The sequence below is a fragment of the Pseudomonas cerasi genome (assembly GCF_027983475.1).
GTDB lineage: Bacteria > Pseudomonadota > Gammaproteobacteria > Pseudomonadales > Pseudomonadaceae > Aquipseudomonas > Aquipseudomonas cerasi.
The window spans coordinates 204,475-231,069 of the sequence record NZ_JAQJVM010000001.1; the positions used below are offsets into that span (position 1 = coordinate 204,475).

21 protein-coding genes are annotated in these 26,595 nt (G+C 59.8%); 4 read left to right on the forward strand and 17 right to left on the reverse strand.

Annotated elements, in window-relative coordinates; all coding sequences use genetic code 11:
• Positions 1-22: 22 nt before the first annotated feature.
• Together PI739_RS00955 and PI739_RS00960 are read right to left on the reverse strand one after the other, a co-directional pair.
• A complete protein-coding gene (locus PI739_RS00955) occupies positions 23-997 on the reverse strand; it encodes a 2-hydroxyacid dehydrogenase (RefSeq protein ID WP_054080669.1) in 975 nt (324 codons plus the stop codon).
• A gap of 87 nt (positions 998-1,084) precedes the next feature.
• Positions 1,085-2,032 (reverse strand): LysR family transcriptional regulator, encoded by a 948-nt coding sequence (locus tag PI739_RS00960; RefSeq protein ID WP_017277809.1) that lies wholly within the window; start codon positions 2,030-2,032, stop codon positions 1,085-1,087.
• Positions 2,033-2,215: 183 nt separating this feature from the next.
• Between PI739_RS00960 and PI739_RS00965 the strand changes: the two genes are divergently transcribed.
• From PI739_RS00965 to PI739_RS00980, 4 genes are read left to right on the forward strand one after another with little or no spacing between them, the layout of a single operon-like run.
• Positions 2,216-3,712 (forward strand): efflux transporter outer membrane subunit, encoded by a 1,497-nt coding sequence (locus PI739_RS00965; RefSeq protein WP_271351444.1) that lies wholly within the window; start codon positions 2,216-2,218, stop codon positions 3,710-3,712.
• Complete coding sequence (locus PI739_RS00970; RefSeq protein WP_271351445.1) at positions 3,709-5,895, forward strand: FUSC family protein; 2,187 nt, start codon at positions 3,709-3,711, stop codon at positions 5,893-5,895. The genes PI739_RS00965 and PI739_RS00970 overlap by 4 nt, the downstream gene beginning before the upstream one ends.
• Positions 5,885-6,085 carry a DUF1656 domain-containing protein gene (locus tag PI739_RS00975; RefSeq protein ID WP_003365425.1) on the forward strand — a complete coding sequence of 67 codons (201 nt, stop codon included), beginning with the start codon at positions 5,885-5,887 and terminating at the stop codon, positions 6,083-6,085. Before PI739_RS00970 ends, PI739_RS00975 begins: the two co-directional genes overlap by 11 nt.
• A gap of 25 nt (positions 6,086-6,110) precedes the next feature.
• Positions 6,111-6,971: an efflux RND transporter periplasmic adaptor subunit gene (locus PI739_RS00980; protein WP_096121388.1), complete on the forward strand. Its 861-nt coding sequence runs from the start codon at positions 6,111-6,113 to the stop codon at positions 6,969-6,971.
• Positions 6,972-7,083: 112 nt separating this feature from the next.
• Here PI739_RS00980 and PI739_RS00985 read toward each other — a convergent pair whose 3' ends face one another.
• From PI739_RS00985 to yaaA, 15 genes are all read right to left on the reverse strand, one after another.
• Positions 7,084-7,902, reverse strand: a complete 819-nt coding sequence (locus PI739_RS00985; protein ID WP_271351446.1) for an SDR family oxidoreductase — start codon at positions 7,900-7,902, stop codon at positions 7,084-7,086.
• Between the two features lie 17 nt (positions 7,903-7,919).
• Positions 7,920-8,384: a hypothetical protein gene (locus PI739_RS00990; RefSeq protein WP_003365419.1), complete on the reverse strand. Its 465-nt coding sequence runs from the start codon at positions 8,382-8,384 to the stop codon at positions 7,920-7,922.
• A gap of 152 nt (positions 8,385-8,536) precedes the next feature.
• Positions 8,537-9,988: a mannose-1-phosphate guanylyltransferase/mannose-6-phosphate isomerase gene (locus PI739_RS00995; RefSeq protein WP_003415201.1), complete on the reverse strand. Its 1,452-nt coding sequence runs from the start codon at positions 9,986-9,988 to the stop codon at positions 8,537-8,539.
• A gap of 118 nt (positions 9,989-10,106) precedes the next feature.
• Complete coding sequence (locus PI739_RS01000) at positions 10,107-10,775, reverse strand: alginate O-acetyltransferase AlgF (RefSeq protein WP_003433631.1); 669 nt, start codon at positions 10,773-10,775, stop codon at positions 10,107-10,109.
• Positions 10,776-10,787: 12 nt separating this feature from the next.
• A complete protein-coding gene (locus tag PI739_RS01005; RefSeq protein ID WP_003365413.1) occupies positions 10,788-11,963 on the reverse strand; it encodes an alginate O-acetyltransferase in 1,176 nt (391 codons plus the stop codon).
• 10 nt (positions 11,964-11,973) lie between these two features.
• Positions 11,974-13,530, reverse strand: a complete 1,557-nt coding sequence (locus PI739_RS01010; protein WP_003365411.1) for an MBOAT family O-acyltransferase — start codon at positions 13,528-13,530, stop codon at positions 11,974-11,976.
• 189 nt (positions 13,531-13,719) lie between these two features.
• Positions 13,720-14,856 carry a mannuronate-specific alginate lyase gene (locus tag PI739_RS01015; protein WP_003365409.1) on the reverse strand — a complete coding sequence of 379 codons (1,137 nt, stop codon included), beginning with the start codon at positions 14,854-14,856 and terminating at the stop codon, positions 13,720-13,722.
• Between the two features lie 8 nt (positions 14,857-14,864).
• Positions 14,865-16,304, reverse strand: coding sequence for an alginate O-acetyltransferase AlgX-related protein (locus PI739_RS01020; RefSeq protein ID WP_003433628.1), 1,440 nt, complete (start codon positions 16,302-16,304; stop codon positions 14,865-14,867).
• 14 nt (positions 16,305-16,318) lie between these two features.
• The gene (gene algG / locus PI739_RS01025; protein ID WP_003365404.1) at positions 16,319-17,929 is read right to left on the reverse strand and encodes a mannuronan 5-epimerase AlgG; all 1,611 of its coding nucleotides are present in this window, start codon (positions 17,927-17,929) and stop codon (positions 16,319-16,321) included.
• Positions 17,930-17,955: 26 nt separating this feature from the next.
• Positions 17,956-19,440: an alginate export family protein gene (locus PI739_RS01030; RefSeq protein ID WP_003433626.1), complete on the reverse strand. Its 1,485-nt coding sequence runs from the start codon at positions 19,438-19,440 to the stop codon at positions 17,956-17,958.
• Positions 19,437-20,849, reverse strand: coding sequence for an alginate biosynthesis TPR repeat lipoprotein AlgK (gene algK, locus PI739_RS01035; RefSeq protein ID WP_003433625.1), 1,413 nt, complete (start codon positions 20,847-20,849; stop codon positions 19,437-19,439). Before algK ends, PI739_RS01030 begins: the two co-directional genes overlap by 4 nt.
• A gap of 2 nt (positions 20,850-20,851) precedes the next feature.
• Positions 20,852-22,024 carry an alginate biosynthesis protein Alg44 gene (locus tag PI739_RS01040; protein WP_003365396.1) on the reverse strand — a complete coding sequence of 391 codons (1,173 nt, stop codon included), beginning with the start codon at positions 22,022-22,024 and terminating at the stop codon, positions 20,852-20,854.
• 40 nt (positions 22,025-22,064) lie between these two features.
• Complete coding sequence (gene alg8 / locus PI739_RS01045) at positions 22,065-23,546, reverse strand: mannuronan synthase (RefSeq protein WP_002552255.1); 1,482 nt, start codon at positions 23,544-23,546, stop codon at positions 22,065-22,067.
• A 100-nt stretch (positions 23,547-23,646) separates the two neighbouring features.
• Positions 23,647-24,963, reverse strand: a complete 1,317-nt coding sequence (locus PI739_RS01050) for a nucleotide sugar dehydrogenase (RefSeq protein WP_003365389.1) — start codon at positions 24,961-24,963, stop codon at positions 23,647-23,649.
• Between the two features lie 815 nt (positions 24,964-25,778).
• The gene (yaaA, locus tag PI739_RS01055) at positions 25,779-26,558 is read right to left on the reverse strand and encodes a peroxide stress protein YaaA (protein WP_003433624.1); all 780 of its coding nucleotides are present in this window, start codon (positions 26,556-26,558) and stop codon (positions 25,779-25,781) included.
• Between the last annotated feature and the right edge of the window lie 37 nt (positions 26,559-26,595).

Below are 26,595 nucleotides of genomic sequence, written 5' to 3' on the forward strand. Positions count from 1 at the left end.
CAGATCGGCAGAGGCGCGGGCTTCAGCCTTTCCACACCTGCGGGTTGACCAGATCCTGTGGTCGTTCACCGAGCAGCGCGCTGCGCAGGTTGCCGTAGGCGCGGTCGGCCATGGCCTGGCGGGTTTCGGTGGTGGCTGAGCCGATGTGCGGCAGGGTCACCGCGTTCTTCAATTGGAACAGCGGCGATTCGCTCAGCGGCTCTTTTTCGTAGACGTCCAGACCGGCACCGCGAAGGGTGCCGTTCTGCAGCGCTTCGATCAGCGCGGGTTCATCGACGATCGGGCCGCGGGCGATGTTGACCAGGATGGCGCCGGGCTTCATCAGGCTCAGCTCGCGGCGGCCGATCAAGTGTTTGGTCTTTTCACTCAGCGGCACGACCAGGCAGACGAAATCCGCTTCGGCCAGCAATTGATCCAGGCTGCGAAATTGTGCGCCCAGCTCCTGTTCGAGCTCGGTCTTGCGGCTGTTGCCGCTGTACAGAATCGGCATGTTGAAACCCAGACGACCACGGCGGGCAATGGCTGCGCCGATGTTACCCATGCCGACGATCCCCAGCGTCTTGCCATGCACATCGGTGCCGAAGTGCGGCGGTTCGATGCTGCGCGTCCACTGTCCGGCCTTGGTGTAGGCATCCAGTTCGGCGACCCGGCGAGCGCTGCTCATGATCAGCGAGAAGCCCAGGTCGGCGGTGCTTTCGGTCAGTACATCCGGCGTGTTGGTCAGCAGAATGCCGCGCTCGCTCAGGTAGTCGACGTCGTAGTTGTCGTAGCCCACCGAAATGCTGGACACCACCTCCAGCTTCGTGGCGTTCTGCAGTTGTTCGCGACCCAGCTTGCGGCCTGCGCCGATCAGCCCGTGGGATTCAGGCAAGGCTTCTGCAAACTGCGCGTTGATATCACCCTGTTTGGGGTTGGGCACGATCACGTTGAAGTCTTGCGCCAGGCGCTCGGCCATTTCAGGAGAAACACGGCTGAAGGCGAGTACGGTTTTTTTCATTGGGCAGTCACTCTCGAGCGGTTGAATGAGTAGCACGCTAACATTCCTCCCCGCTCTTTGGCAGCCGCTTTTTGCAGTTGTACGATGTCAGTACGATGACTTGAGAGCCTGCACATGCAGATCGGCTTCATCGGCAGCGAGAATTTCCGGCAGGGAACCGCGCAGGTATTCAACCCAGGTTCTGATCTTCGCATCCAGATACTGGCGTGAAGGGTAGATGGCGTACAGGTTCAGCTCTTGCGAGCGGTAATCGGACAATACGCGCACCAGTGTGCCGTTGCGCAGCCCCTCGATCGCCGAGTAGATCGGCAGAATGCCAATCCCCATGCCGCTGGAAATCGCAGTTTTCATCGCATCCGCAGAGTTGACCAGCAGCGGCGAGCTGTTGATGGTGACCATTTCCTGGCCTTCCGGGCCGTCGAACAGCCACTTGTCCAGCGGGAACACCGGGCTCACCAGACGCAGACACGCATGATTCAGCAGGTCGGCAGGCTTGTGGGCCATGCCGAACGTTTTCACGTACTCGGGGGACGCGCACACGATGCTGTAGGTAATGCCCAGGCGCTGAGACACAAAGCCCGAGTCAGCCAGTTCGCTGGCCAGCACGATCGACACGTCATAGCCTTCTTCCAGCAAGTCCGGCACGCGGTGAGTCATGGTCAGATCGAACGCGACGTCCGGGTGGTTACGCCGGTAACGGGCGATGGCGTCGATCACATAATGCTGGCCGACGCCGGGCATCGAATGCACTTTGAGCTGCCCGGCCGGGCGGGCATGAGCGTCGCTGGCTTCGGCCTCGGCTTCTTCTACCGAGGCGAGAATCTGTTCGCAGCGCAACAGATAACGCTTGCCTGCTTCGGTGAGGGCAATGCGTCGGGTGGTGCGATTGAGCAGGCGCGTCTGTAAATGTGCTTCAAGGTTGGAGACCGCGCGCGAGACGTTAGCGGTGGTGGTGTCCAGCACGGCGGCGGCAGCAGTGAAGCTGCCCGCTTGCGCCACGCAGCTGAAGGCACGCATGTTTTGCAGGGTGTCCATGGGTACTTCTCTGAGTAGATGGCAAATTGTGACATGAAGTAACGGATGCATGTATCCAGACCAAAGGATTATCGCCGTTTCAGTAACAAAGATTCACAAATCTCCCCGCTTATCGCCGCGTCGAGCGCCGCCTAGAATCGCCGCCATTCAAGGTGTGTCACCTTCGTTCGGGAACTTGCAGCTGTGCCGCGTCGCATCATCAGAGGGCTCTGGCCCGTCGGTATCCTGGCTTTTACGCTGGTCCTCAACGGCTGTATCGGAACACATGGAATCAAACCGCAGGGCACTGTCCTGCACGCCGACAGCCTGGCCACGGATCAGGCGATTCAGAGCGCTGCCCTCGACGCCCATTGGCCCGCAGCGCAATGGTGGCGTGCCTACGGCGATGCGCAACTGGACCGCTGGGTCGAGATGGCGACGCTGGGCAGCCCGAGTCTGGCACTTGCCGCGGCTCGTGTGCGCCAGGCGAGAGCGATGGCGCAGGTCGCCGAGTCCGCCGAGGCTGTGCAACTGCAAGGCAACGCCAGCCTGATGCGTCACGACTGGCCCGAGGATCAGTTTTATGGCCCCGGCGCGCTGGCCGATACTCGCACCTGGGACAACAATGCGTCACTGGGCCTGAGCTACGCGCTGGATCTGTGGGGACGTGAACGCAACGCCAGCGAGCAGGCCGTTGATCTGGCGCACGTGAGTGCTGCCGAGCAGCGTCAGGCGCAGCTCGAATTGCAGGAAAACGTGGTGCGCGCCTACATCCAGCTGTCCCTCGACTACGCCCGACTGGATATCGCCGAGGCGGCACTGGCCCAGCAGCAACAGATACTCGACTTGGCGCAGCGTCGCCTCAAGGGCGGGATCGGTACGCACTTCGATGTCAGTCAGGCCGAAACCCCGCTGCCTGAGGCGCATCGGCAGATCGACGCGCTGCAAGAGGCCATCGCGTTGGGTCGAAACCAGCTGGCCGCGCTGGCAGGCAAGGGGCCGGGGCAGGGTGCGGCCTTGCAGCGGCCTGCGCTGTCCTTGCACACCTCACTCACATTGCCCTCGACATTGCCTGCCGAACTGCTGGGCCAGCGGCCTGACGTGGTGGCCGCTCGCTGGCAGGTGGCGGCGCAGGCGCGCGGTATCGACGTCGCGCATGCGGGCTTTTATCCCAATGTCGATCTGGTCGGCAGCCTGAGCTACATGGCCACGGGCGGCGGCATGCTGGAGTTTCTGACCGGCAGCAAACTGGGTTACAAGGTCGGGCCGGCCATCAGCCTGCCGATCTTCGACGCTGGACGCTTGCGGGCGGAACTGGGGCAGGCGTCGGCTGCTTACGATCAGGCCGTTGCGCATTACAACCAGACGCTGGTGATGGCGCTGAAAAGTGTCTCCGACCAGTTGATTCGGCGTGCCTCGATGGACAAGCAGCAGGCACTCGCTGCCGAGTCGGTGGCGTCTGCGCAAAAGACCTACGACATCGCGTTGATCGCCTGGCAGCGCGGCCTGACCGATTACCTGAACGTGCTCAATGCGCGCACGCAGCTGTTCCGCCAGCAGCAGATTCAGCAGCAGGTCGAGGCCGCGCGGCTGGAAGTCTACGCCGGGCTGGTGGTGGCGCTGGGCGGTGACGGTGGCGAGAGTGGCAATCCCACTGGTCATTCCGCTGACACTGCTGCCAAGTCCGGGGGCGGGCAATGATCGCCTCGCTACAGCGCATCACCGACCTGCCGTGGCGTCGCGAATTACACAGCTGGGCGCGCAGTGACGGGGTGACCTGGGTTTACATCTTCAAGGTGCTGCTCGCCGCATTCCTCACCTACTGGCTGGCACTGCGCCTGGAACTGCCGCAGCCGCACACGGCGATGATCACGGTGTTCATCGTCATGCAGCCACAGAGCGGACAGGTGTTCGCCAAGAGTTTTTATCGCCTGCTGGGGACGCTGGCCGGGTCGGCGATGATGGTGCTGTTGATGGCCCTGTTTGCGCAGAACCCGCTGCCGTTTCTCGGCAGCCTCGCGCTCTGGGTCGGTCTGTGTTCGGCCGGTGCGGTGCGCTATCGCAACTTTCGTGCGTACGGTTTTGTGCTGGCCGGGTACACCGCCGCCATGGTGGGGCTGCCTGCCCTGGCGCATCCGGAAGGTTCGTTCATGTCGGCGGTGTGGCGGGTACTGGAAATCACTCTGGGTATCCTGTGTTCCACGGCCATCAGCGCAGCGGTGCTGCCGCAGAGCTCCAGCGCAGCGATGCGCAACGCGCTTTATCTGCGCTTCGGCGGGTTCGCGCGCTTCGTGGTCAATGGCCTGCGCGGCGATATTTCACGCACTGAATTTGAAACCGGCAATGTACGTTTTGTGGCCGAGGCCATCGGCCTTGAAGGGCTGCGCAGCGTCACGGTATTCGAAGACCCGCACATGCGTCGCCGCAACGGTCGACTCAACCGTTTGAACAGCGAATTCATGGCGGTTACCACGCGCTTCAATGCCCTGCACCAATTGCTCGAGCGTTTGCGTCTCGAGCAGGCCGAACAGGTGTTGAAGCATATCGATCCCGGCCTTGAAAACCTTGCAGAGCTGCTCGACGGATTCGCCGACCGCGCCTTGACCAACGATGACGCTGTGCTGCTGGTCACGCGTCTGGAGTCGTGCAGGGCGCACTTTCCCGAGCGGGTCAGAAGCCTGCGCGCCGAATTGGAGCACACCCTGCCCAGCGACGCCGAACGACTGGACTTTCACACCTCGTTCGAGCTGCTGTACCGCCTGCTCAGCGAGTTGCTCGACTACGCACGAACCCACGCATCACTGGCCGACCACAGCCATGAGCGTGAACAGTGGAAGGGCTCGTTCGTACCGCGTACCCACTGGATGACCGCGCTGGCAGCCGGCGCCCGCGCGACCTGCGTGGTCGGTCTGATGAGTGTGTATTGGGTGCTGACCGCGTGGCCCAGCGGCGCGAGCATGGTCCTGGCCTCGGCGGCCACCGTTGCTCTGTCGTCGACCACCCACAACCCCAGACGCATGTCGCTGCAAATGGCTGGCGGTACATTGCTCGGCGCGCTGTCGGGATTTATCGAGACCTTTTTTCTGTTCCCGCACATCGACGGTTTTCCGTTGCTGTGCCTGCTGCTGGCCCCGGTGTTTGTGCTCGGTGCATACCTGGGCTCACGTCCACAGTGGACGGGATACGGACTGGGGCTGCTGATTTTTTTCAGCCTGGGCTCGGTGCCGGACAACCTGACGGTCTACGACCCCTACACCTTCATCAACGATTACCTCGCGATGGTCGTCGGTATGCTGATCTGTGCCGCTGCCGGAGCAATCATCCTGCCGCCCAACAGCCGCTGGATGTGGCAACGCCTGGAACAGGCCTTGCGCAATCAAGTGGTGTTTGCGATCAGCGCGCCGCTCAAGCGTCTGGGCTCAAGCTTCGAGAGCCAGACCCGCGACCTGATGCATCAGGCGTACGGCCTGGCGATTGGCAAACCGCTGGTTCAGCGCGAGTTGTTGCGCTGGATGTTCGTGGTGCTGGAAATCGGCCACGCCATTATCGAGCTGCGCCATGAACAGGCGCTGCTGCCGATTCACCCTGCCTACGCCGAGTACCAGCCCTGGCGCATCGCGCTGCGAGTCATGGGGCGCGCTTTGGTGCGGCTGTTCATCCAGCCTGATGCGGTCAATCTGCAGCGCTGTCTCTCGGCAGTCGATCAGGCCATCAAGCGGGTGCAGGAGGCCGATGAACCCTTCGCCTCGCATTTCGATACGTCGGTGCTGCGCCGGGTAAAAAGCTACCTGCACTTTATCCGCACCTCGCTGCTGGACCCGCAATCGCCGCTGGCCGCTTATGGCGTTGCGCGAACCGCTTCAGGAGTCGCCCATGCCGCGTGAAATAGCCTTCCACGGTCTGTATATGCCGACCCTCACGCTGATCTTTCTGCTGGCCGTGGTTCTGGCATGGGCGCTGGATCGTCTGCTGGCTGGTTTTGACCTGTATCGGCATTTCTGGCACCCGGCCTTGCTGCGTCTGAGCCTGTTTATCTGCATCTTCGGCGCGTTGGCGCTGCCCCTTTATCGTTGACGCCTGAGTCGGGAAAAATCTCTGGATGAAAAAGTTCTTCAGTCTGTTTGCCACGTTGCTGGTGCTGGCAGTCGCGCTCTGGATCGGTCGTACGCTGTGGATCGACTATATGGATAGCCCATGGACCCGCGATGGCCGGGTGCGCGCCGATATCATCAACGTGGCCGCCGATGTGTCCGGCACTGTGGTCGAGGTGCCGGTGCGTGACAACCAGTGGGTAAAGCGTGGCGATCTGCTGATGCAGATTGACCCGGAGCATTACCGGATCGCCGTAAAGCAGGCGCAGGCGTTACTGGCTTCACGCAAGGCAACCTGGGAGATGCGCAAACTGAATGCCAAGCGGCGTGCCGACATGGATGAACTGGTCATCTCGGCGGAAAATCGTGACGACGCGAGTAACGTAGCCACCTCGGCCCTGGCCGATTACCAGTTGGCCCAGGCGCAGCTGGAGGCGGCCGAGCTTAACCTGTCACGCACGCGGGTACTGGCGGCGGTGGACGGTTACGTCACCAACCTCAATGTCCATCGCGGTGACTATGCGCGTATCGGTGAAGCGAAGATGGCCGTGGTCGACATGAACTCGTTCTGGGTCTACGGCTTCTTCGAGGAAACCAAATTGCCGCATCTGAACGTGGGTGATGCTGCGGAGCTGCAACTGATGAGCGGCGAGGTGCTCAAGGGCCATGTCGAAAGCATTGCACGCGGCATCTACGACCGTGACAACCCGCAAAGCCGCGAACTGATCGCCGACGTCAACCCGACTTTCAACTGGGTGCGTCTGGCCCAGCGAGTGCCGGTGCGTATCCATCTGGACGCTATACCTGAAGGCGTACTTCTGGCAGCGGGAATGACCTGCACGGTGATTGTCAGGCCGGTAGACGGCTGATGCTTGAGGACGCGGAGCGTCCAGAACGGCATGCCGACGCGGAGCGTCGCACGATAGGCAGGTGATCGTTCCGCACGCTCCAGCGTGGGAATGCAGTTCGTGACGCTCTGCGTCACAAGTCGGTGTTCAATCCAAAGCGTTTTCTCAGGCCCATATCCAGTAGCCCTTTGGGCAGCAACCACGCCATCAGCGGCAGCAGGCGTGAGCCGTTGCCAAGACGCAGAAGGCGTGGCGGATGGGTGTGTTGCACGGCCTTGAGCAAGTCTTGAGCGAATGCTGTGGCGGGGGTAGGGTTGTCCAGTGAAGCTCTGGCGCGTGCACGAATGCCTTCGCGAATCGGCCACCACGGCGATTGCTCACTGATCAGCTGCTCGGCTTCGTGGCTGGCATTCTGCGCAAAGCTCGACGCGATCGCGCCTGGCTGAACCTCCATCACCTGTACGCCGAATGGCGCCAACTCCAGACGCAGCGCATCACTGAGCGCATGCACCGCCGCCTTGGATGCGCAATAAGCGCCCGCGAACGGCGTGACCAGCACACCGGATACGCTGCCGATGTTCACCACCAGCCCCTTGTTGCGGCGCAGTGCCGGAAACAGCGCCCGGGTCACCCCGACGACGGAAAACACATTGGTTTCGAACTGTCGCTGCAAGGCCTGCACGCCGCCGTTTAGCAGGGGACCCATCGCGCCATAGCCAGCGTTGTTGATCAACACATCCAGGCCGCTGTGCTCCAGACCGGCGGCCAGTTGCTCCAGCGCCAGGCTGTCGTTGACGTCCAGTTGTACGGCGATGAAACCCGCTGCACTGAGTGCCGCGACATCGTCGGTCTTGCGCGCAGTGGCCCAGACTTCATAGCCAGTGGCCTTGAACGCGTCGGCCAGAGCACGGCCGATTCCGCTGGAACAGCCTGTAATCAAAGCGATGGGCATGAGGGAGATCCTTGTGGTCAGTCCGAGAAACTGCCTTGTAGATGTTCTGCGCGAAATTCCAGGGTTTGCGGGCGGTACCCGTTGCGCAGTGCCGGCACCGGCACGCAATCCTGCCACGTACCTTTGGCCTGAAGTTCGCCGGGGCCGCGGTAGCGCGCGGATGCGTAGGTGTTGTCGATCAGATTCACTGAATCACCAGGCGCATAGGCCGCTATTCGCCAACGCAGTTCCTGCAGGGTGACCTGATTGGTGTTGGTGATGCTGACCTGCAACGGACGATCTGCCGGGCAGTTTTGCGGATCGTAACTCAGGCGGATATCCAGACGCTCAAGCTGGCGTGTTTCGCGGCTGTCCTGCCAGATGACGATGGCCGCCACCGCCCCAAGCCCGACCGCCGCAGCCAGCGAGACGGGCAAGGCCTTCGCCGGGTAGCGGAGCAGAAGGATGAGCCAGGTCAGGATCAACAGGATGCCGATAAACATGCAGGTCTCCAGCAAAGGTAATGCTGGACATCCTACAGAACCTGGGAGGGGGACGTCGCGCAAATGAAAAGCCCCCGACAACTCTCTGCGTATAAATCTGCGCAAAGAGTTGTCGAGGGCTGTGTTACCTGTAGCGTGCAGCTAAAACCCTATCAACGAGCGATAGTTTGCGTCTTCACACCCGCTTCCAGCGCGTTCGAGCGACCGTAGATGTCTTCGAAACGCTCGATGTCGTCTTCGCCCAGGTAGCTGCCCGATTGTACTTCGATGATTTCCAACGGGATCTTGCCTGGGTTGCGCAGGCGATGGACCGAGGCGATCGGGATGTAGGTGGACTGGTTTTCGGTGAGCAGGAACACGTTCTCGTCACAGGTGACCTGCGCAGTACCGGATACCACGATCCAGTGTTCGGCGCGGTGGTGGTGCATCTGCAGCGACAGGCAGGCACCCGGCTTGACGGAGATACGCTTGACCTGGAAACGACCGCCCATGTCCACCGAATCGTAGGAGCCCCACGGACGGTACACTTCGAGGTGGTTCTGTGTCTCGGTGCGGCCCTGTTCGTTCAGGGTGGCGACCATTTGCTTGACGCCCTGGACCTTGTCCTTGTGGGCAATCATCATCGCGTCCTTGGTTTCGACGACCACGATGTTGTCCAGACCGATCACCGACACCAGTTTGCCGTTGCCGTGGATCATGCAGTTGCGGCTGTCCTGGATGACGACGTCGCCCTTGGTGACGTTGCCGTTGGCGTCCTTGGCGTTGACTTCCCACAGCGACGACCAGCAGCCGACATCGCTCCAGCCGGCCGACAGCGGTACGACGCAGGCGCGCTGGGTTTTTTCCATGACCGCGTAGTCGATGGAATTGTCCGGGCAGCAGGCGAAGGTCGAGGAGTCGATTTCAAGGGCGTCGCCGTCCTGCACGCTGCGCTCAAGGGTCAGCAGGCAGGTGTCGTAGATGTCCGGATCATGCTTTTTCAGTTCTTCCAGGAAGCGGCTGGCGCGGAACAGGAACATGCCGCTGTTCCAGTAGTAGCCACCGGCTTCGACGAATTCCTTGGCGCGTTTTTCGTCAGGTTTTTCGACGAACTGCGACACGCGGCTGACGCCTTCCGGCAGCAGGGCATCGGCGGTGGACTTGATGTAGCCATAGCCGGTTTCAGGCTTGTTGGCCGGTACGCCGAACAGCACCATTTCGCCACGCTCTGCGGCGACGGTCGCCAGTGCCAGTGCGCGTTGCAGGGCTTTCTGGTCTTCGATGACGTGGTCGGCTGGCAGCACCAGCATCAGGCCGTCGTTGCCTTCGTTGACCAGCTTCATGGCAGTCAGTGCAACGGCGGGTGCCGTGTTGCGGCCGAACGGTTCCATGAGGATCGCCTGGGTTTCCAGGTTCAGCGCAGCGAGTTGCTCGTTGACGATGAAACGGTGGTCCTTGTTGCAGACCACGATAGGCTCCTGCATGCCCTCGAACACCAGACGCTCCAGGGTTTGCTGGAACAGGGTGTGCTCGCCGGTCAACGCCAGGAACTGTTTAGGGAATTGTTTACGCGAAAGCGGCCAGAGTCGTGAACCACTACCGCCTGACAAGATAACTGGAATCATTTTGTTTCTCCAAAAGCATTCAATTAGGGCCGTACGAGGTGTCTGTCGTTTCTGTCTTGTTCTTGTTCCGCGCGGGTCGGTTCAACGCTGATGCCCTGAACCGACCGGCATAATCCGTTTAGCGGGTAGCGACCGGTGGCTTGACCCACACTGGCGAGAGGCTGCTGCCACTGCCGGTGATGTAGAGCACAGCGGCTTCGCCACGCTCCAGTGCCACAGGTTTCACATCGGTGACTTTCTTGTCGCCGTCGTACAGCGCCAGGCTGACCTTGACCGGGTTGATTTCACGCTCGCCGGTGCCTTTGGCCGCTACAGCCTTGACCACGTCGGTCTTGCCATCAGCGGTTTTCAGGGTCAGGGACTTGTCGCTCAGGTTCTGCACACGAACCAGGGATTTCTGCTTGTTCTTGAACGGTGGCTCTTCGACCAGCTGTGGCTTGCCGCTGGCGTTGTTGACGATGGTGTAGTAGTGATCACCCGCCAGTTTCACCGGCAGGCTCTGGCTGCCCAGCTTGGCGGTGTAGTCGCCCTGCGGCATGAAGCTGAACGCAGTGCTGCCCAGTGGCGCCACTTCGTTGAGATTGGTGTTGCCAACGGTGGCGCTGATTTCAGCGTTGCTGGCGTTGTAGACACGCACGAAGGTCGAGCCTTTCGGTGCGGTCGGGCCGTACAGGGCGGAGTCACCGGCGAAAGCCTGCAGGGACATCAGGCCCAGACCTGCGGCCATTGCGCAGGTTTTGAAAATGCGTTTTGCGGCCGAACGGTTGGCAGTAGTGTTGAAAGTCATGAGTCAGTCCTCTCAGTTTTGCGCCCGGTTGGGCGACTCGGATTGTTTGGCGTTGAGCGCCACGTTTTCTTGGGTGTCACGCGATTTCTTCAGCTCGGCGATCCACTTCGGATCGAACTCGCCAAGATCGTTGTGTGCCGGCAGGTAGCGCTCCGGGAACTCCCAGATCACCACTTGCGGCGGGGTGTTCTTAAAGGCATCGGTTTGCAGGTACTTGAGCATCGGCAGAATCGGGCCATGGCCGTCTTCGGCGTAGTTGACGACATCGCTGCGCAGCGCTTCTTTCAAGGCGCCGACGAAGTTCCAGTTAGGGTTGGCGCTGTAGCTGGTGCCCACCAGACCCACCGGGATGTCGCTGTCTGCGAACAGTGCATCACCGCCTGCCGCTTCGCCTGCTACCGGATCGGTACTGCGTTTCTGCAACTCGTCCGGCTTGGGCAGCATGTTGCTGAACAACGGATCGAGCGGCAGGAATGTAGTCAGGTCACCTTTGTAGGCTTCGGTTCCCTTGGCTTGTGTGACGAACTGCTCAGGTTCACCTTCCAGTGGTGTTTTCTGGGCAATCGCGGCGCTCAGTTGCTGCGCGGCGACTTCGGCACCCATTGGCGTCCAGTGGGTGTCGGTGCGCAGGAAAACCTGGCCCTGTTGCTTGGCAGCTTGCAGCGGCGCCAGCAAGTCCGGGGCAAAGATCCCGGCCTTGGCGACCTGAGCGTGGAACTGCTGATACAGGTCGGTGTGCAGGCTGGCAGGCTTGTTGTCACCGATGTGTTCCGGGTACAGACGGGTTTTCGCCGGAACGATCGCCAGGACCAGTTTGGTGCCCTGTTTTTCCAGCGCGTCACGCACACCCTGAATGATCGCCAGGTTGTCGGCTTCGTTCTGCTCGCCGTTGGCAACCGCATCGAACTCTTCGTCGGTGTACAACCACTGGTCCTTGCCGAGCACGACGCCCGGACGACCTTCGTTGAACAGTTTGAAATCCAGCGCCGCCCAGAGGTTGGTGCCCAGGCGCTTGATCGGGAACTCATCGTCGTAATGAGTTTCCGCCGCCTTGGTCCATTTGCCGTTGAGCACAGTGGTCTCGGCCGACGTCGAGAAAGTGCTGAAGCTGCGCAGCGACCAGACGCCCAGGACCAGCAGAATGGCCAGGAAGATGGCGATGTAGAGGATTCGTAATGAACGCGTCATGTCAGGCTCCTCAGAACTGGAAGTAAAGGAACGGCGAGAAGCTTTGCGCCGAAAGTTTGAGAATCGAAGCCACGAACAGCAGCAGGATCAGTGCACGCATGGCGTAACGTGGCCAGTCGGCAACCCAGTACGCAGGCTGCACCTGAGCTTCGCTGCCCACGGTGTAGCCTGGCAGGTGCAGACTGCCGGGAGCATCGCCGGGAACGGCCTTGATGGTGCCCGGTTGGGCGGTCGCAGGACCGTCAGCCTTGGCGCTCTTGCCGGTGTCTTTTTCGCGGTTCTGGTAGAAGTCGCGCAGACCGAAGAACGCCAGCGTCAGATACGCCACCACCAGTGTTGCCACTTGCAGACCGGTCAGGCTGGCGCGGTTGAGTTCCGACAGCTGCCACTCTCCGAAGCTGAACATGGCGCTGTACATACGACCGGCGACATGCAGGTTTTCAGCGCGGAAGATGACCCAGCCTATGACCACCAGCAGGAAGGTCAGTGCCCAGCGGATCGGGTTGAAACTGTAGGGTTTGGTGTTGATACCGACCGCTTTTTCGATCGCCAGCCACATGCCGTGCCAGGCACCCCAGATGATGTAGGTGACGTTGGCACCGTGCCACAGACCGCCGAGCAGCATGGTCAGGAACAGGTTGCGGTAGGTCGCGAACTTGCCGCCGCGGTTGCCGCCCAGCGTGATGTACAGGTAGTCACGTAGCCAGGTGGACAGGCTGATGTGCCAGCGACGCCAGAACTCGGTGATCGATTGGCTGATGTAGGGCTGTTTGAAGTTTTCCATGAAGCGGAAACCCATCATCAGACCCAGACCGATAGCCATATCGCTGTAACCGGAGAAGTCGAAATACAGTTGCGCGGTGTAGGCCAGCGCACCCAGCCAGGCATCGCCGGTGGTCGGGTTTTGCAGGGCGAAGCAGTGATCGGCGACCACCGCCAGGGTGTCGGCGATGAACACTTTCTTGATGAAGCCCTGCATGAAGCGCGTGGCACCTTCGGAGAACTTGTCCAGCGTGTGTGTACGGTTGTTGAACTGGTCGGCCAGATCGCGGAAACGCAGCACGGGGCCGGCGATCAGGTGCGGGAAGATCGCGACGAATGCAGCGAAGTCGATCAGATTGCGCGTGGCCGGAGTATCGCCGCGGTAAACGTCGATGATGTAGCTGATGGACTCGAAGACATAGAACGAGATACCGATCGGCAACAGCACGTGAGTCAGGATGAACGGTTCCAGACCCATCGAGGTCATGGCTGCGTTGATGCTGTCCACGCCGAAGTTGGCGTATTTGAAGTAGCCCAGAATACACAGGTCCACTATCACGCCAAGCAGCAACCATTTCTGTGCCGGCTTGGTCCGCACACCTGCTGCGCCTACCTTGAGACCGATCCAGTAGTTCCAGACGGTCACGCCGACGAACAGCGCCAGAAAGTCCACTCGCCACCAGGCGTAGAAGATATAGCTGGCAATCAGCAGCAGCAGATTGCGATAGCGTTGCCCGCTCAGGTAGTACAAGCCGAGGAAAATCGGCATGAACAGGAACAGGAACACGTTGGATGAGAAAACCATCCTTATCTCTCCGTTTGTCCAACATTCAAGGGCTAAAGCCCCCCCAAACCCCCCGTTGAAATTGGGGGGTAAAACACGTCGCGTTACGGCTTGTCGGTGAAGCAGCTCAGGCGAGGTCCGGTCTTACGGATTCAGCGCCTGGGCGTGCCTCTTCGCGAGCAAGCCCGCTCCCACAAAGAACTCTGTGAATCACGAACCGTCGTTATCGCCCTTGTCGCCTTTCTCGTGCGTCGGGTCGTAGACCTTGGTCAGATCACCGCCCAGACGGAATGTCTTGAATGGCTGCTTTTCGTGTTTCTCTTCAAGCACATCCGGGCTGCAGGTGTAGAGCGAGCAGTACGGTTCGAGCCAGGCGAATTTCGGATCTTTCTTCAGGTCCGTCATGTCCTGTTTCTCGCCGTTGTGTTCAGCGAAAATCGAAGGATCCTTGACGCCGGCCAGCACCCGGTCGCCCAGACGCTTCAAGGCGCCATTGTTTTCCGGACGCAGGTCCACGCCATTGGCCTGGGCGAAGCTGGCAATCATCGCGAGCGGCGGCAGTGCATAGTTGTGATACGACAGTGCCCGCTGACGGCGCTTCATCTCGTTGGGCAGGAAACCGTCCTTGTCCACTTGATTGGCAGCGACCTTGTATTCCTTCACGGCCCAGTCGAACAGGTCCTGACGATTGGTGGCGACAGCGGTTGCCATCACCGACCAGGCAGCCCAGTACGAGTGGTTGTTGATTTTTTCCAGCGGCAGATTGCTCCAGTCGCTGACCACCTGATCGGCCAGCTTGCTGAACCAGGTCTCGATGATCTTCGCGTCCTGCTGACGATTGGCCAGCGGGTGCGACTCGGAGAACTTCAGACGCAGGTAGGCGGAGGACATGCTGCCCAGTGCCCATTTGCGCATGGATTTGCCGGTGTGGTTGAACTCGCGCGACTCCAGCGCATCGGCCTTGGCCCAGGTGGTCATCATGTTCAGCGCACAATCGAGTTGTTCCGGACGACCGTCGCGCATGTACTGCATCACGACTTTGCTGACGCCACGCTCAAGGGTGGTGATGTCCTTGGTCGCGTCGCGGAACGCTTCTTCGGATACCGCATTGAGCGTTGCGCGTGCTTTGTCCGAACCCTCGTACTTGCTGCGGAAGACCAGCTTGTCGGTGTAGGGCTTTGGAATGGCTTCACAGCTGAAGTTGTGATCGCCCGTCTTCATTTTTTCGATCGGGGCGTCATAGCCCTTGGGTGGAACCAGTGCGGCGGACGCGCCCGTGGCCCACGCCATCGATGACAGGATTGCCATCGACAGCAGGGTAGGGCGTATCAGTTTAGGAGTCTGCATAAGTCACCTCATAGTCCGGCTTGAGCGGTGTGTGTCGCAGCGCTCGGGAACACGTTGCGTTTGCATACTTTGGCTTCGACTTTTTGTGGTGCCGTGCCTGCTTCCGGTCCCTGGACTTCCAGCGCCAGCAGTTGCTGGTTGGCCCAATCCTCATCCTCGCGCAATTCAAAGGCGAAGCGTCCATCGGTGTCTGACGTTTCCGGTTTCTCGATTTTCAGATCCTCATGGCGACCGTTCATGTACCAGAGTCTGGCCTGAAGGACTTTCACCGAGGTGTCGTCAAACTTGATGTCGATCTGATTGCTGCCGTTGCGAATGTCCTTGATGCCATTCTTGCCATTGACCAGCAATTCGTTGGTACCCGGCTTAAGCGTGGTGCTGGCGCTCATGACGGCAGGCTTGCCTTCACAGCCGTTGTCCAGCAGCGACATCATCTGGCGATAGATGGTCTCCTGATCCAGGCGATACAGCGGCGAGAATTCCCAGATGAGAATCTTCGGCGGACGCTTCTGGAAGTCTTCACTGCCCAGGTACTGCAGCATCGAACCTTCCAGGCCACCACCAGGGAACGCCACGTTCAACACGTCAGCGCCCATGTATTCCTGCAGGAAGCCCGCGAAGTTGTAGTTCTTGCCGCTGTGGCTGGTACCGACCAAGGTGATTTCCGGGTTACCGGAATCGCCGAACAGGTCGCCGTCGCCCGCCTCACCCTTGGGCTCGGTGGTGAACTGGTCCATGTACTGGATCGCGTAGCTGGTACCGCACAATTGACCTGCCATATTGTGCAAAGTGCCCGTCTTGCCCATGCGTCCGGAAATATGGCTTTCGAACTCACGCTTGGGGATATCGCCGTAGGCCGGAATCCTTTTCACGGTTTCGGCGACGATCTTCGCCGTACGCTGTGCGCCATACGGCGTCCAGTGCTGGTCACCGCGGAAGTAGAAGTCATGCGCCTGCTGCTCGTTGGTCAACGGCGACAGGTCAGGGACCCAGTAGCCCATCTTGCTGAAGCGGCCAAGCATGGCCTGATAGTTTTTCAGCGCCTTGTCGTAGTCGAACTTGTCGCGTTCGGCCGGGAACAATTTGTTGCGATCCACCAGGCCACGGGTCGGCTGATATACCACGACCAGTTCGACGCCTTTGCTCTTGAACGCATCGTGCAGTTGTTTCATGCGGCGATAGCCGGCAGGCGTGGTGTCGAACTCGGTGCGCAGGTCTTCCTGAGTCCGGAACAGCCAGTCACCCTGAGCCTGGACCAGCGTGGTGAAGTTCTGCTGATAGCGCGTGGTGTAGTTTTTCGCATCATGTGCGGCCGGGCACAGTGAGCAGCAAGGCTCGGCCTTGAACGTCGGCGCTTGCGAGTCGTCTGCCCGAGCGACACCAGCGGCGGCCATCAAGGCGGCGGTGAGGCTGGACAGGCTCAACAGCTTGATCAGATGTGCGTGCATAACAATACCCTTCCTCATTCCCGCAGCTCGGTCTGGCTTTCGACGGGGTCGATCAATACGGCTTTCTTCTGGCGTACCAGCAGGTCGAGGATTTCGTCCTGGCGCTCACCGAGGACGCCGTTGAGGCTGATGCCGACTTCTTTGGTGGGCATCAGCATCGAGACGCGATACAGCTCGACACTCAGTGGCGAGTCGATGGACAGCGGGCCGGAACCATTGCTGGACAGTTCGCCGCCAACCATGATCAGCGAGACCTGAGCGTCGAACGGATCGAGCTCAATGTCGCGGTCGGTGTCGCTCAAGTCCTTGATGTGGCCGTAAACGCCCATCAGGCCGTTGCCCATGGCGACGTTCTCGTACAGCTTGATATTCACGCTGTTACGCACGCGGATACCGTGGCGGCGGTTGGCGATCACGCGATTGCCCCACAGCAGGTTGTTGCCGCTTTCGTACAGGGTGATGCCGTCAGTGTGGTTCTGGTAAATCTCGTTGTAGGCGACGATGTTGCCGACGCTGTTACGGTCCAGAACCACGCCGGACAATTTGTTGTTGTGGCTCTTGTTGCGGAAGATGAAGCTGTTGTCGACTTCCCGGGAAATGATGATCCCGTGCTTCTTCTTGGTCCCGTAAACGTCGTTTTCGGCGATGATCAGACCGTGCGAACGGTCGTGCGGGTCAATGCCGTAAATGATGTTGTCGCGGTAGGTGTTGCCTTTGACCACGAAGTCGCGGGTTTCATAGCAGTAGAAGCCGTACCACATGTCCGAGAACTCTGAATCGATGATCCAGCCCGTCGGTTCGGCACGCTTGAGAATCTTCGCGGTGTTGGGGGTGTACTGGGAAATACTGATGCCATAGGACTTGCTCTGGTCGTAGCCCATGCTCGCCATTTTGGTATTGGCGATCCAGGTTTCCGAGCCACCCCAGGTCAGCAGGAAAGGGCGAAACTCTTCAGGCTTGCGATAGGTCGCCAGGCTGTTGCGGGTTTCACTCCAGGCGTTGACCTGAGTGTGAGTGATCAGCATCTTGCCTTCACTGACGATGAACGAGCCCTTTTCCTGAGACAGACGCAATTCCTTGGTCTTGCTGTCGATCTCGAAGATCCCGGTTTCCTTGATCAGGATTGGCAGGCGCGCCACGTAGACACCTGGCGAAACCTCGTTGAGGAACTGCTTGGGCACCTTCCTGGCCAGGTCCTGCAGGCTCACGTAGCCGTCGGAAATCATGATGGCCTGGGGGATGCCGCGCTGACGGTTGACCCATTCGGCCATCTTGTTATCGCCGCCGATGAATTCCTTCAGGCCGGTTTCTTCCATCATCCGTGAAACAGTGACCTTGCCCGGTTTGTTGCGCACGATCTTTTTCAGGGCGGCTTCGGCGGTGTAGCCCTTGAGGTCGGGCAACACCGGCTTGGCCATTTCCAACGGCTCGGTCGGCGGGCTGGTGATGGTGTAGGTCTTGGCCTGGTGCAACTCCTTGACCACCGCCTTCTGTGTGTCGGGTACGACAGGCGCGTTGGCCAGCGCCACACCGCTGGCCAGCAGCAGGGCGCTGGTCAGCAGTGCGCTTTCGAGCAGGGTGTGCGGCCAGTGTCGGCTACGCCCGTTGCTTGTATGACTGTTCATCTCTGGCACTCCTTTGGCGGTTCGCATCAGAAGCGCCAGATGACGTCGACAACAGCGCGGTGCATGTAGCTGTCCACGTTGTTCTGATACGCGTCGCCTGGCTTGAAGACACCTGCGCGCAGGCGCACCAGTGCCGAAGGTTCATCGAACGACTGGCTCAGCGAAGCAGGCAGCAGGCCTTGCTTGAAGTACTTGGTCACGACCAGGTCCATTTCCTGACCCAGGTCCTTGCTGCCGTCTTCCAGCGGTAGCGAGCTGAACGTACCGTTCTGGTTGTCGTTCACCGCGTTGATGCCCGAGCCACCGATACCGGTGTTGCCGTCCACGCGACGGAACTTGTGGTAGATCAGCGACGCGTCGTATTCCTCGTTCATCTGCCAGGAGGCGAACAGCGAGCCGGTTTCCACGTTGGCCATTTCGCCCTGGAAGGCTTCACCGAAACGGTGGATGCGCGAACGCGTACCGGTCCAGTTGGAGCGGTTACTTTCCAGACCGTTCTGGACGTAGTCCTTGCTGGCGCGCGAGTAGGCGGCGCCGACTTGCCATTGCGGGTCCAGACGCAGGCGCAGGCCCAGGTCGGTGGCCCAGCCATTCATGTCACGGCTGTTCTTTTCGCCGGCGATGAACTGGTCGTTGGGAGCGGAGGTCACGCCGATCTCGTCGCGCGTTCCGTTCAGCCAGGTCAGGCTGCCCCAGTAGTTGAGCTGATTGGTGTTGCTGCGATAGTTGTAGGCATCGCTGTCAGCCTGCAGGCCGACCCAGGTCAGATCGCCATTGGAGGTCTTGTCCAGATCATCCAGCACCTGGCCCTGCGACTTGAGCTTGCCGTCGTCGGCACTGTGGTGAGCACGGATACCGGCCCAATGGCCTGGTGTCCACTGGTAGCTCACCGAGCCGAACAGGTGCTTGCGATCTTCGTCGTCAGGTGCCAGTTCGGTCAGGTCGGTGCGGTATTCGCTGAAACGCTGGGCAGCACCCAGTTCAGCGCGCAGCAGCGTGGTATCGAACGACCAGTTGATGGCCTCGATATTGGTGTCGTGCCATTGACCGTCGTCGTTACGCAGACGCTGACGACCGACTTTCAGGATCTCGCCAGGGTAGGGCGTGAAACCGCTGTAGCCGATCCAGAACTCACGCAGTGCGGCGTAGGTCTTGTCGGCTTCGCGCTCGCTGGCCGTGCCACGCGAAGTCTGGGTGCCGCTGCCGTCGCTGTTGCTCTGCTCCAGCGGGTCGGTCTGAATGATGTCGGTGGCGGTGACCACCTGGCCCATCGCGTAACCGCTCCAGTCGCCGCGCTCGCCATAGACCCAGGGACGCAGGTCCAGGCCCACACCGTTGACGTCGCCGCCCGAACGGGTGCCCAGATCGCGATCATCCTCGGCCTGCGCCGTGGCTTTGATTTCGATACCGAAATTTTGCGGTTGTTCGGTCAGCGCTGCCAGTGTCGGGCAGGCCCACAACAGGGTGAAGCCAAGGCCCATGCCGGCGGCCATCAGGGGATTCAACTTCATAATGCTTCCTCACCGTCTTTTTCTTCTTGCAGGGCCTGCAATGCCATCGCGTTCTGAGTGGCGTTAGCGCCCCGGACTTTTTGCTCGCGTGCCAACAGGTCTTTGGCGGTGGCGAGCTTTTCAGGCGGCAGTTGTGTATTGAGGGCCTCGGCAAGCTCGGTCGCTTGCGGGGTCTGACTGGCCAGCGCCAGTTGCGCGAACACCCAGGCGTTGACCGGGTCGGGCATAGTGCCCTTGCCCTGCGAGAACAGTTGCGCAAGGGCGAAGTCGGCGCTGTTCTGGCCACCACGGGCGGCGGTCAGCAGCTCGTCCACGGCTTTTTGCGAGTAGACCTGGCCCAGGTAGCCGCGACGGTAGATCTGACCCAAGTAGTAATGGGCAGAGATTTCCGTGGCGGTGGCTTTCTTCAGGTGCTCCTCGGCCTTGAAGGCATCGGGCGTGACCCATTTACCTTCGTAGTACAGGCGTCCAAGCAGCAGCTCGGCGCGAGGCTGGTCTGCCGCGCGGCCGTTGTTCAGGTATTCCATCATCTTGTTGACGTCACCCAGTTCGGGGAAGTCGTAAAGCAGTTTGGCCAGCGTGACCCACGAGATCGGGTAGCCCGGCGCAACGTTTTCCAGCAATTGCTGAGCGGTCTTTTCGTCTGGCGTACCGATGGTGGAGTCACCCAGTACGCGCGCGACGCTGTCCACACGTTGAGCATTGACGCGGCCAGCGGCGTAGTCGCTCTTGAGCTTTTCGATCAAGGCCGTGCGCTGCTCGGCCTGGCCACGTGTCTGGTAGACAGTGGCCAGTTCGACGTAGCAGATATCCGTGGCCGACAGCGCCTGTTTGCAGATGCTCTCGACCTCATCGAGGTGTTGAGCATATGTGCCTTGAGTGCGATACAGCAGCACCTGGGCCAAACCTGCCTCCGGATAACCGGCAGCGCGCCACTCACTGATCTTCTGCTGCGCATTCACTTCAGGGAAGGTGTGCGGGTATTGCAGATACAGCATCGCCAGCGGGATCAGCGTGCCGGATTCGCCATTGGCGAAGGCCTTTTTCAGCAGGCCTTCGGCTTCGCGATGTTCGGCTTCGGTAGCGTCGGGCTTGGCAGCCAGCAGACGGCCCAGGCGCGACTGCGCCCGGGGGGAGGTCTGCGCGGCAGCGCGGTAGGTAGCCTCGGCCTGCTTGAGCTGAGCCGGGTCGCGAGTCGCGACCTGAATATCAGCCAGGCCGACTTGCGCGTCGCTGTAGCCCAGGTCCGCCAGCTGCCGATAGTTCTGCTCCGCCAATGCAGTGTCGCCGTTTTTCAGGGCTTCATTGGCAAGGCGTTGATCAGGCAGGCCGGCACAGCCGCTCAGGCCGAGCGCGACGGCGAGGCTCAGTAGCGTGGGGGTCGACAGGCGTCGTAGTGGGCTGTTCATGGTTACAGACCCGCAGCCATTGCTTTATCGATCAGCCAGTTCACGGACGGGCCGCGATCGCTGACCACTTCGACAGGGCGACCGGCAAGCGAGCTGCTCAGGCTTTCGTCAGGCTTGATCTGCACGCGGATGTCGGTGGACAGGTCGGCGTCGCTCAGGTTGGTGCTGCTGATGATCTGACCCGTGCGCAGTTTGTCTTCGCCAGCGATCTGGAAGCTGACACGTGTGCCTGGCTTAACGTCGTTGAACTGGCGATAGGTGAAGCGAGCTTCAACCGTGGCCGGCGCGTTGCGTGGCACCAGTTGGAAGATCACCTGACCCTTGGACGCGAACTGACCGTCGGCAACCAGCTGGCGAGCCACGACGCAATCGCACGGGCTGGTCATGGTGCCGCTCATCTGCTTGCCATACAGCTCTTCGATCTTGGCTGGCTGCAGGTCTTCACCGGTCAGGCTGCCCTTGAGCATTTCCAGCATGCTGGTGTTGAAGGACGCCAGTGGCGCGCCTTTCGCGGCTTCGCCATTCTGGGCGACCAGGCTTTGTACGGTACCTTCACGCGGCATGGTCACGTCCATGCTTGGAATGGTGACCAGACCGGCCGATGCATGGCTGACGAAGTACAGGCCGTAGATCGTCTTGAAGATGAAGCCGAAAGCGGCCAGACCGACAATGAACACGCCCAGGCTGAAGGTTACGGCGCGCAGGCGACCCATGGCGCTCATGCCGCTGTCCTTGCCCTTGACCTTGCGTGCCTTGGTGAAGTTATCGCGCTGCAGCGTGGCCAGCACTTCGCCCAGGGTGACGACTTCGCCGGACAGGTGCGAGGTGATCAGGTGGCGCAGGGTAGCGATGTCCTGAGGTTCCAGATTCTGGAACTGGCAACCGATGCGGTTGCTGGCGTTGTCGATCGAGCGCACCTGCAGATCGACGTCCATGGCCAGGCCAAGGTTGTCGATGATGAATTGCAGGCGTCCCTTGACGATCTGCCCTTCGCTGAATTTCTGCCCGGACGGAGCAACGAAGCTCAGGCCACCGGCCGACAGGTCTTCGACACGTACCAGTGGCGCGTTGGGCTGATCATTCAGCAGGCGCAGCTTGGCAGGGATCTTGATCCGCGCGTGTTGGCGCTGGGCTTCGGATTCATGTACGACGTTCGCATTCACGGCTGTATTCATGGCTATTTTTCCTACTTAAGCGATTAATCCGTTGGCCCGGTCAAACCATCGTCAACAGCACAGCGACGAAGATGGTGCCAGCCGAGAAAGTCATGGTTCGGGACGACCACGTGTTGAACCAGCCCTGAAAGCTGGCCATGTCGCGGCTTAGTTTGGTGTCCTGGCGAGTCCAGGACTGGCGGTCCAGGCGGAAGAAGACATAGATCTTCATCAGCGCGCCGACGATCTGGTTGTAATAGAGAATGATCGGGTAGGCAGGCCCGATCCTGTGTCCCGAGAGGGACAGCAGCAGGGTGAGGATCAGACGGGTCATGCCGATCCACAGCAGATACATCAACAGGAACGCGCCGCCATACTTGAAGCTGGCGATCAGTGCGACGGTCAGACCGAGGATGGAGGTCCACATCGACACACGCTGGTCGAACAGTACGATGCTGGTGAAAATCCCCAGGCGACGTACGCCCAGACCCAGTGCACGCGAGTTCTGACGCAGGTTGTTGCCGTACCAGCGATACATCAGCTTGCGGCTGGCTTTCAGGAAGCTCTTCTCGGGCGGGTGTTCCACGGTGTTGATCGCTGCGTCCGGCACGTAGAACGTGTCGTAACCCAGGCGCATCAGGCTGAACCAGCTGGACTTGTCGTCGCCGGTCAGGAAGCGGAAGGTGCCCAGGCGCCAGTGATTGAGCGAGTCGCTTTCCACGTCGGCAATGAACTCGGGGTCGGTTACCACGGTTGCGCGGAACACCGACATGCGACCGGTCATGGTCAACACGCGTTTGGACAGAGCCATCGAGCACATGTTGATGTGACGCTGAGCGAAACGCAGCTTGTGCCACTCGCTCATGATGTAGCCACCACGTACTTCACAGAACTCGTTGGTGGTCAGGCCGCCGACGTTGTCGAACAGCTGGAACCACGGCACGGTCTTGGCGACCACACCTTCGTTGAGCACGGTGTCGCCGTCGATCACTGCAACCACGGCACGGCTGTCAGGCAAGTGACGCGAGATGGCGCGGAAGCCATAGGCCAGACCATCGCGCTTGCCGGTGCCCGGAATGCGTACGAAGTCCAGCTTGACGCGCTCCGGCGGGTTGAACTTCGCCCACATGCTCTTGACCAGCAGCTCATCGGACATTTCCACCAGCGAGCAGACGATAGTCGTCGGCAGGCCGCAGTCGATGGCTTCGCGGATAACCGAGTTGTAGACCTGTGCGGTGGTCAGCGCGTCGATGCGGAAGCTGGTGACCATCAGAAACACATGGGACGGGTCTGCTGCACTGCCCAGCTTGCGAACCTTGCGGCGCAAGTGCGGGTAGACGATGTACAGGAAAATCATCCCGCGCACGAAGTGCGTGATCCCCATCGAGTAGCGCCAGATACCAACGGCGCCAATCAGGAATATAAAGTTCTTCGACTGTGAGTCGAAGATACTGGTAGGCAATGCCGCGGCAAGGCCCATGAGTAAACTTAAATAGAACAGCCAACCTGCGGCCTGTAACAGGCCGTGCTTGAGCCTCTGCATAATCGTATCCCTAAGTCAGTTGCGAGCCTCAAGCCCCAGGCTGCAAGCACATTGCTTGAGCCTGTGGCCTGGAGCCTGGCGCTTGTGGCTTGCGGCTGATTTACCAGCAGATACCTTCGGCACGACCGTCTTCGCTGGTGGCGTTGGCCATGAAGCCCACCAGATCGATGACGCGCTTGCCTTCAGGGGTCTTGTTGGCGAGGGCGCGGAAACGCTCATCGCGGTTGCCGAGGATGATGACGTCGGAGTCATTGATGACTTGGTCGAAGTCCGAGTTCAGCAGCGAGGAAACGTGCGGAATCTTGGATTCGATGTAGTCCTTGTTGGCACCGTGAACGCGTGCATATTCAACGTTGCTGTCGAAGATGCTCAGGTCGAAGCCCTTGCCGATCAGCATTTCGGCCAGCTCTACCAGCGGGCTTTCACGCAGATCGTCAGTACCGGCCTTGAAGCTCAGGCCCAGCAGTGCAACCTTGCGGGTGTCGTAGCTGGCAACCATGTCGAAAGCGTTCTGTACTTGCGACGTGTTACTGCGCATCAGCGAGTTGAGCAGGGGAGCTTCAACGTCCAGGCTGCCGGCGCGGTAGGTCAGGGCACGAACGTCTTTCGGCAGGCAGGAGCCGCCGAATGCGAAGCCAGGGCGCATGTAGTACTGGGACAGGTTCAGCGCCTTGTCCTGGCAGACCACGTCCATCACTTCACGGCCATCGACGCCGACGGCCTTGGCAATGTTGCCGATTTCGTTGGCGAAAGTAACCTTGGTGGCGTGCCACACGTTGCAGGTGTACTTGATCATCTCGGCAACAGCGATGTCCTTGCGGATGATCGGTGCATCGAGTTCTTCGTACAGCGATTGCAGAACGTCGCCCGACGCTTTGTCGAACTCGCCGATCACGGTCATTGGCGGCAGGTCGTAGTCCTTGATCGCAGTACTTTCGCGCAGGAACTCAGGGTTGACGGCGACGCCGAAGTCAACACCGGCTTTCTTGCCGGAGCAGTCTTCCAGAATCGGGATAACAACGTTGGCAACAGTGCCCGGCAGTACGGTACTGCGAACCACGATAGTGTGGCGAGTGGCTTTGTCACGCAGGACATAACCGATTTCGCGGCACACCGATTCAATGTAATCCAGTTCCAGATCGCCGTTCTTCTTGCTCGGCGTACCGACGCAGATCATCGACAGGTCGGTGGCGCGAATGGCTTCGGCGAAGTCTGTAGTGCCGCGCAGTTTTCCGGTACTGATACCTTTCTGCAACAGCTCTTCCAGACCCGGTTCAACGATAGGTGATTTGCCGTTGTTGATCAGGTCGATCTTGGTGCTGGAAATATCCACACCAACTACTTCGTGACCGCGGGCAGACAGGCAACCGGCACAGACTGCACCGACGTAACCCAAACCAAATATGCTGATACGCATCGTATTCTCCTCGATTTTTCACGCCATAAATTGGCTGGATATTAATTTTGGCCAGCAGATGTCACGCGCCATCCCTCACGGCTAACAACGCCGTGGAACTAACGCAGGCATATTTAATGAGTGAGTGCCCAAAACAAGTAAGGCGAACTCAAATGACACTAAGTGCAAGCGGCAAGTAACCTGTCCGTTCGGTCAGGGCCTTGCTCTCCTTGGATGCAGTAAACCACTCCTTGTTCGACGATTGACGGCGGACCTCGGTAAGCATGCCTCTGGCGCAAGCCAGGGCCGTCCTGTTCGAATCCTGCGCATCACACCGGTTCGGCGCTTCGCCTGTCTACAACATCAACTAGTGATGTGAGTTTAGTTCTGGTACCTGACGCCAGGATCACGTGGGCCTGGCTTCCGTGTCGGTAACTTCCCGTTTTTCGAGGCGACCTGTAAGTGATCTCTTACACGTCAGCCCAGAATTGTTACGGGATGTAGGAGCGTATGAATTCGTATTTAGTTCCTGGCCGCTCGTCCTGATTTGCAGATTTTGCGGTATCCGATTTGTCACAGGGAGGGTATCGAGATGATGGCTTTTTTCGTAAAAGCCTCGATTTACGAGGGGTGTAGAGGGGTGAATATGAAAGTGCCACTACTGTAAAAAGCTGAAACGCCACTAGTTAAAAAAATGGATTTTTTTTTAAGAAAAAATCGCACGTGAGTGGCGAGTCGAAAAGTTGACGTTTGTCTGGCGTCATGAAGTTGGCATTTGGTGTTGGATCGTAGGACAGGCCGTGTAACAGCGCTCTGTTACACGACGGTTACATCATCTAGTGTTCTGCGATGTTGCGCAAAAACACCAACTTGTCAGGGGTCGACTGTTCGCGGTTGTAACGATAGCCCTGTGCATCGAACGCTTGTAATGCTTCGGGATCGTTGATGCGCTCTTCTATAACGAAGCGGCTCATCATGCCGCGTGCTTTTTTCGCATAGAAGCTGATGATCTTGTACTGGCCATTCTTGAAGTCCTTGAACTCGGTGTCGATGATCCTTGCCTTGAGCGACGAACGTTTGACGGCAGAGAAGTATTCAGTCGAGGCCAGGTTGAGCAGCAGGTCGTCGCCCTGGTCTGCCAGCGCTTCATTCAGCCATTCGCTGATCCGCGTGCCCCAGAAGGCGTAGAGGTCCTTGCCGCGAGCGTTGGCCAGCCGGGTGCCCATTTCCAGCCGGTAGGGCTGCATCAGGTCCAGTGGACGCAACAGGCCGTACAGACCTGACAGCATGCGCAAGTGGCCCTGCGCGTAGTCGAGCTGCGTTTCGCTCAGCGTTTCCGCTTCCAGGCCCGTATAGACGTCACCCTTGAAGGCCAGCAGTGCCTGCTTGGCGTTGTCGAGGGTGAAGTCCGGGTTCCAGCTGCCAAAGCGTGCCGCGTTCAATCCGGCCAGCTTGTCGGACAGGTGCATCAGTTCGCTGATCTGCGCCGGCGTCAGTTCACGCAGCTGCTCGATCAACACCCGGGAATGGTCCAGGTACTGCGGCTGAGTGAAGCGGCCGGTCGTGGGCGGTGTCTCGAAATCGAGGGTTTTTGCCGGGGAAATCACCATCAGCATGAAATCGTCTCCTTTTATCGTCCGTGGATTCTAGGGG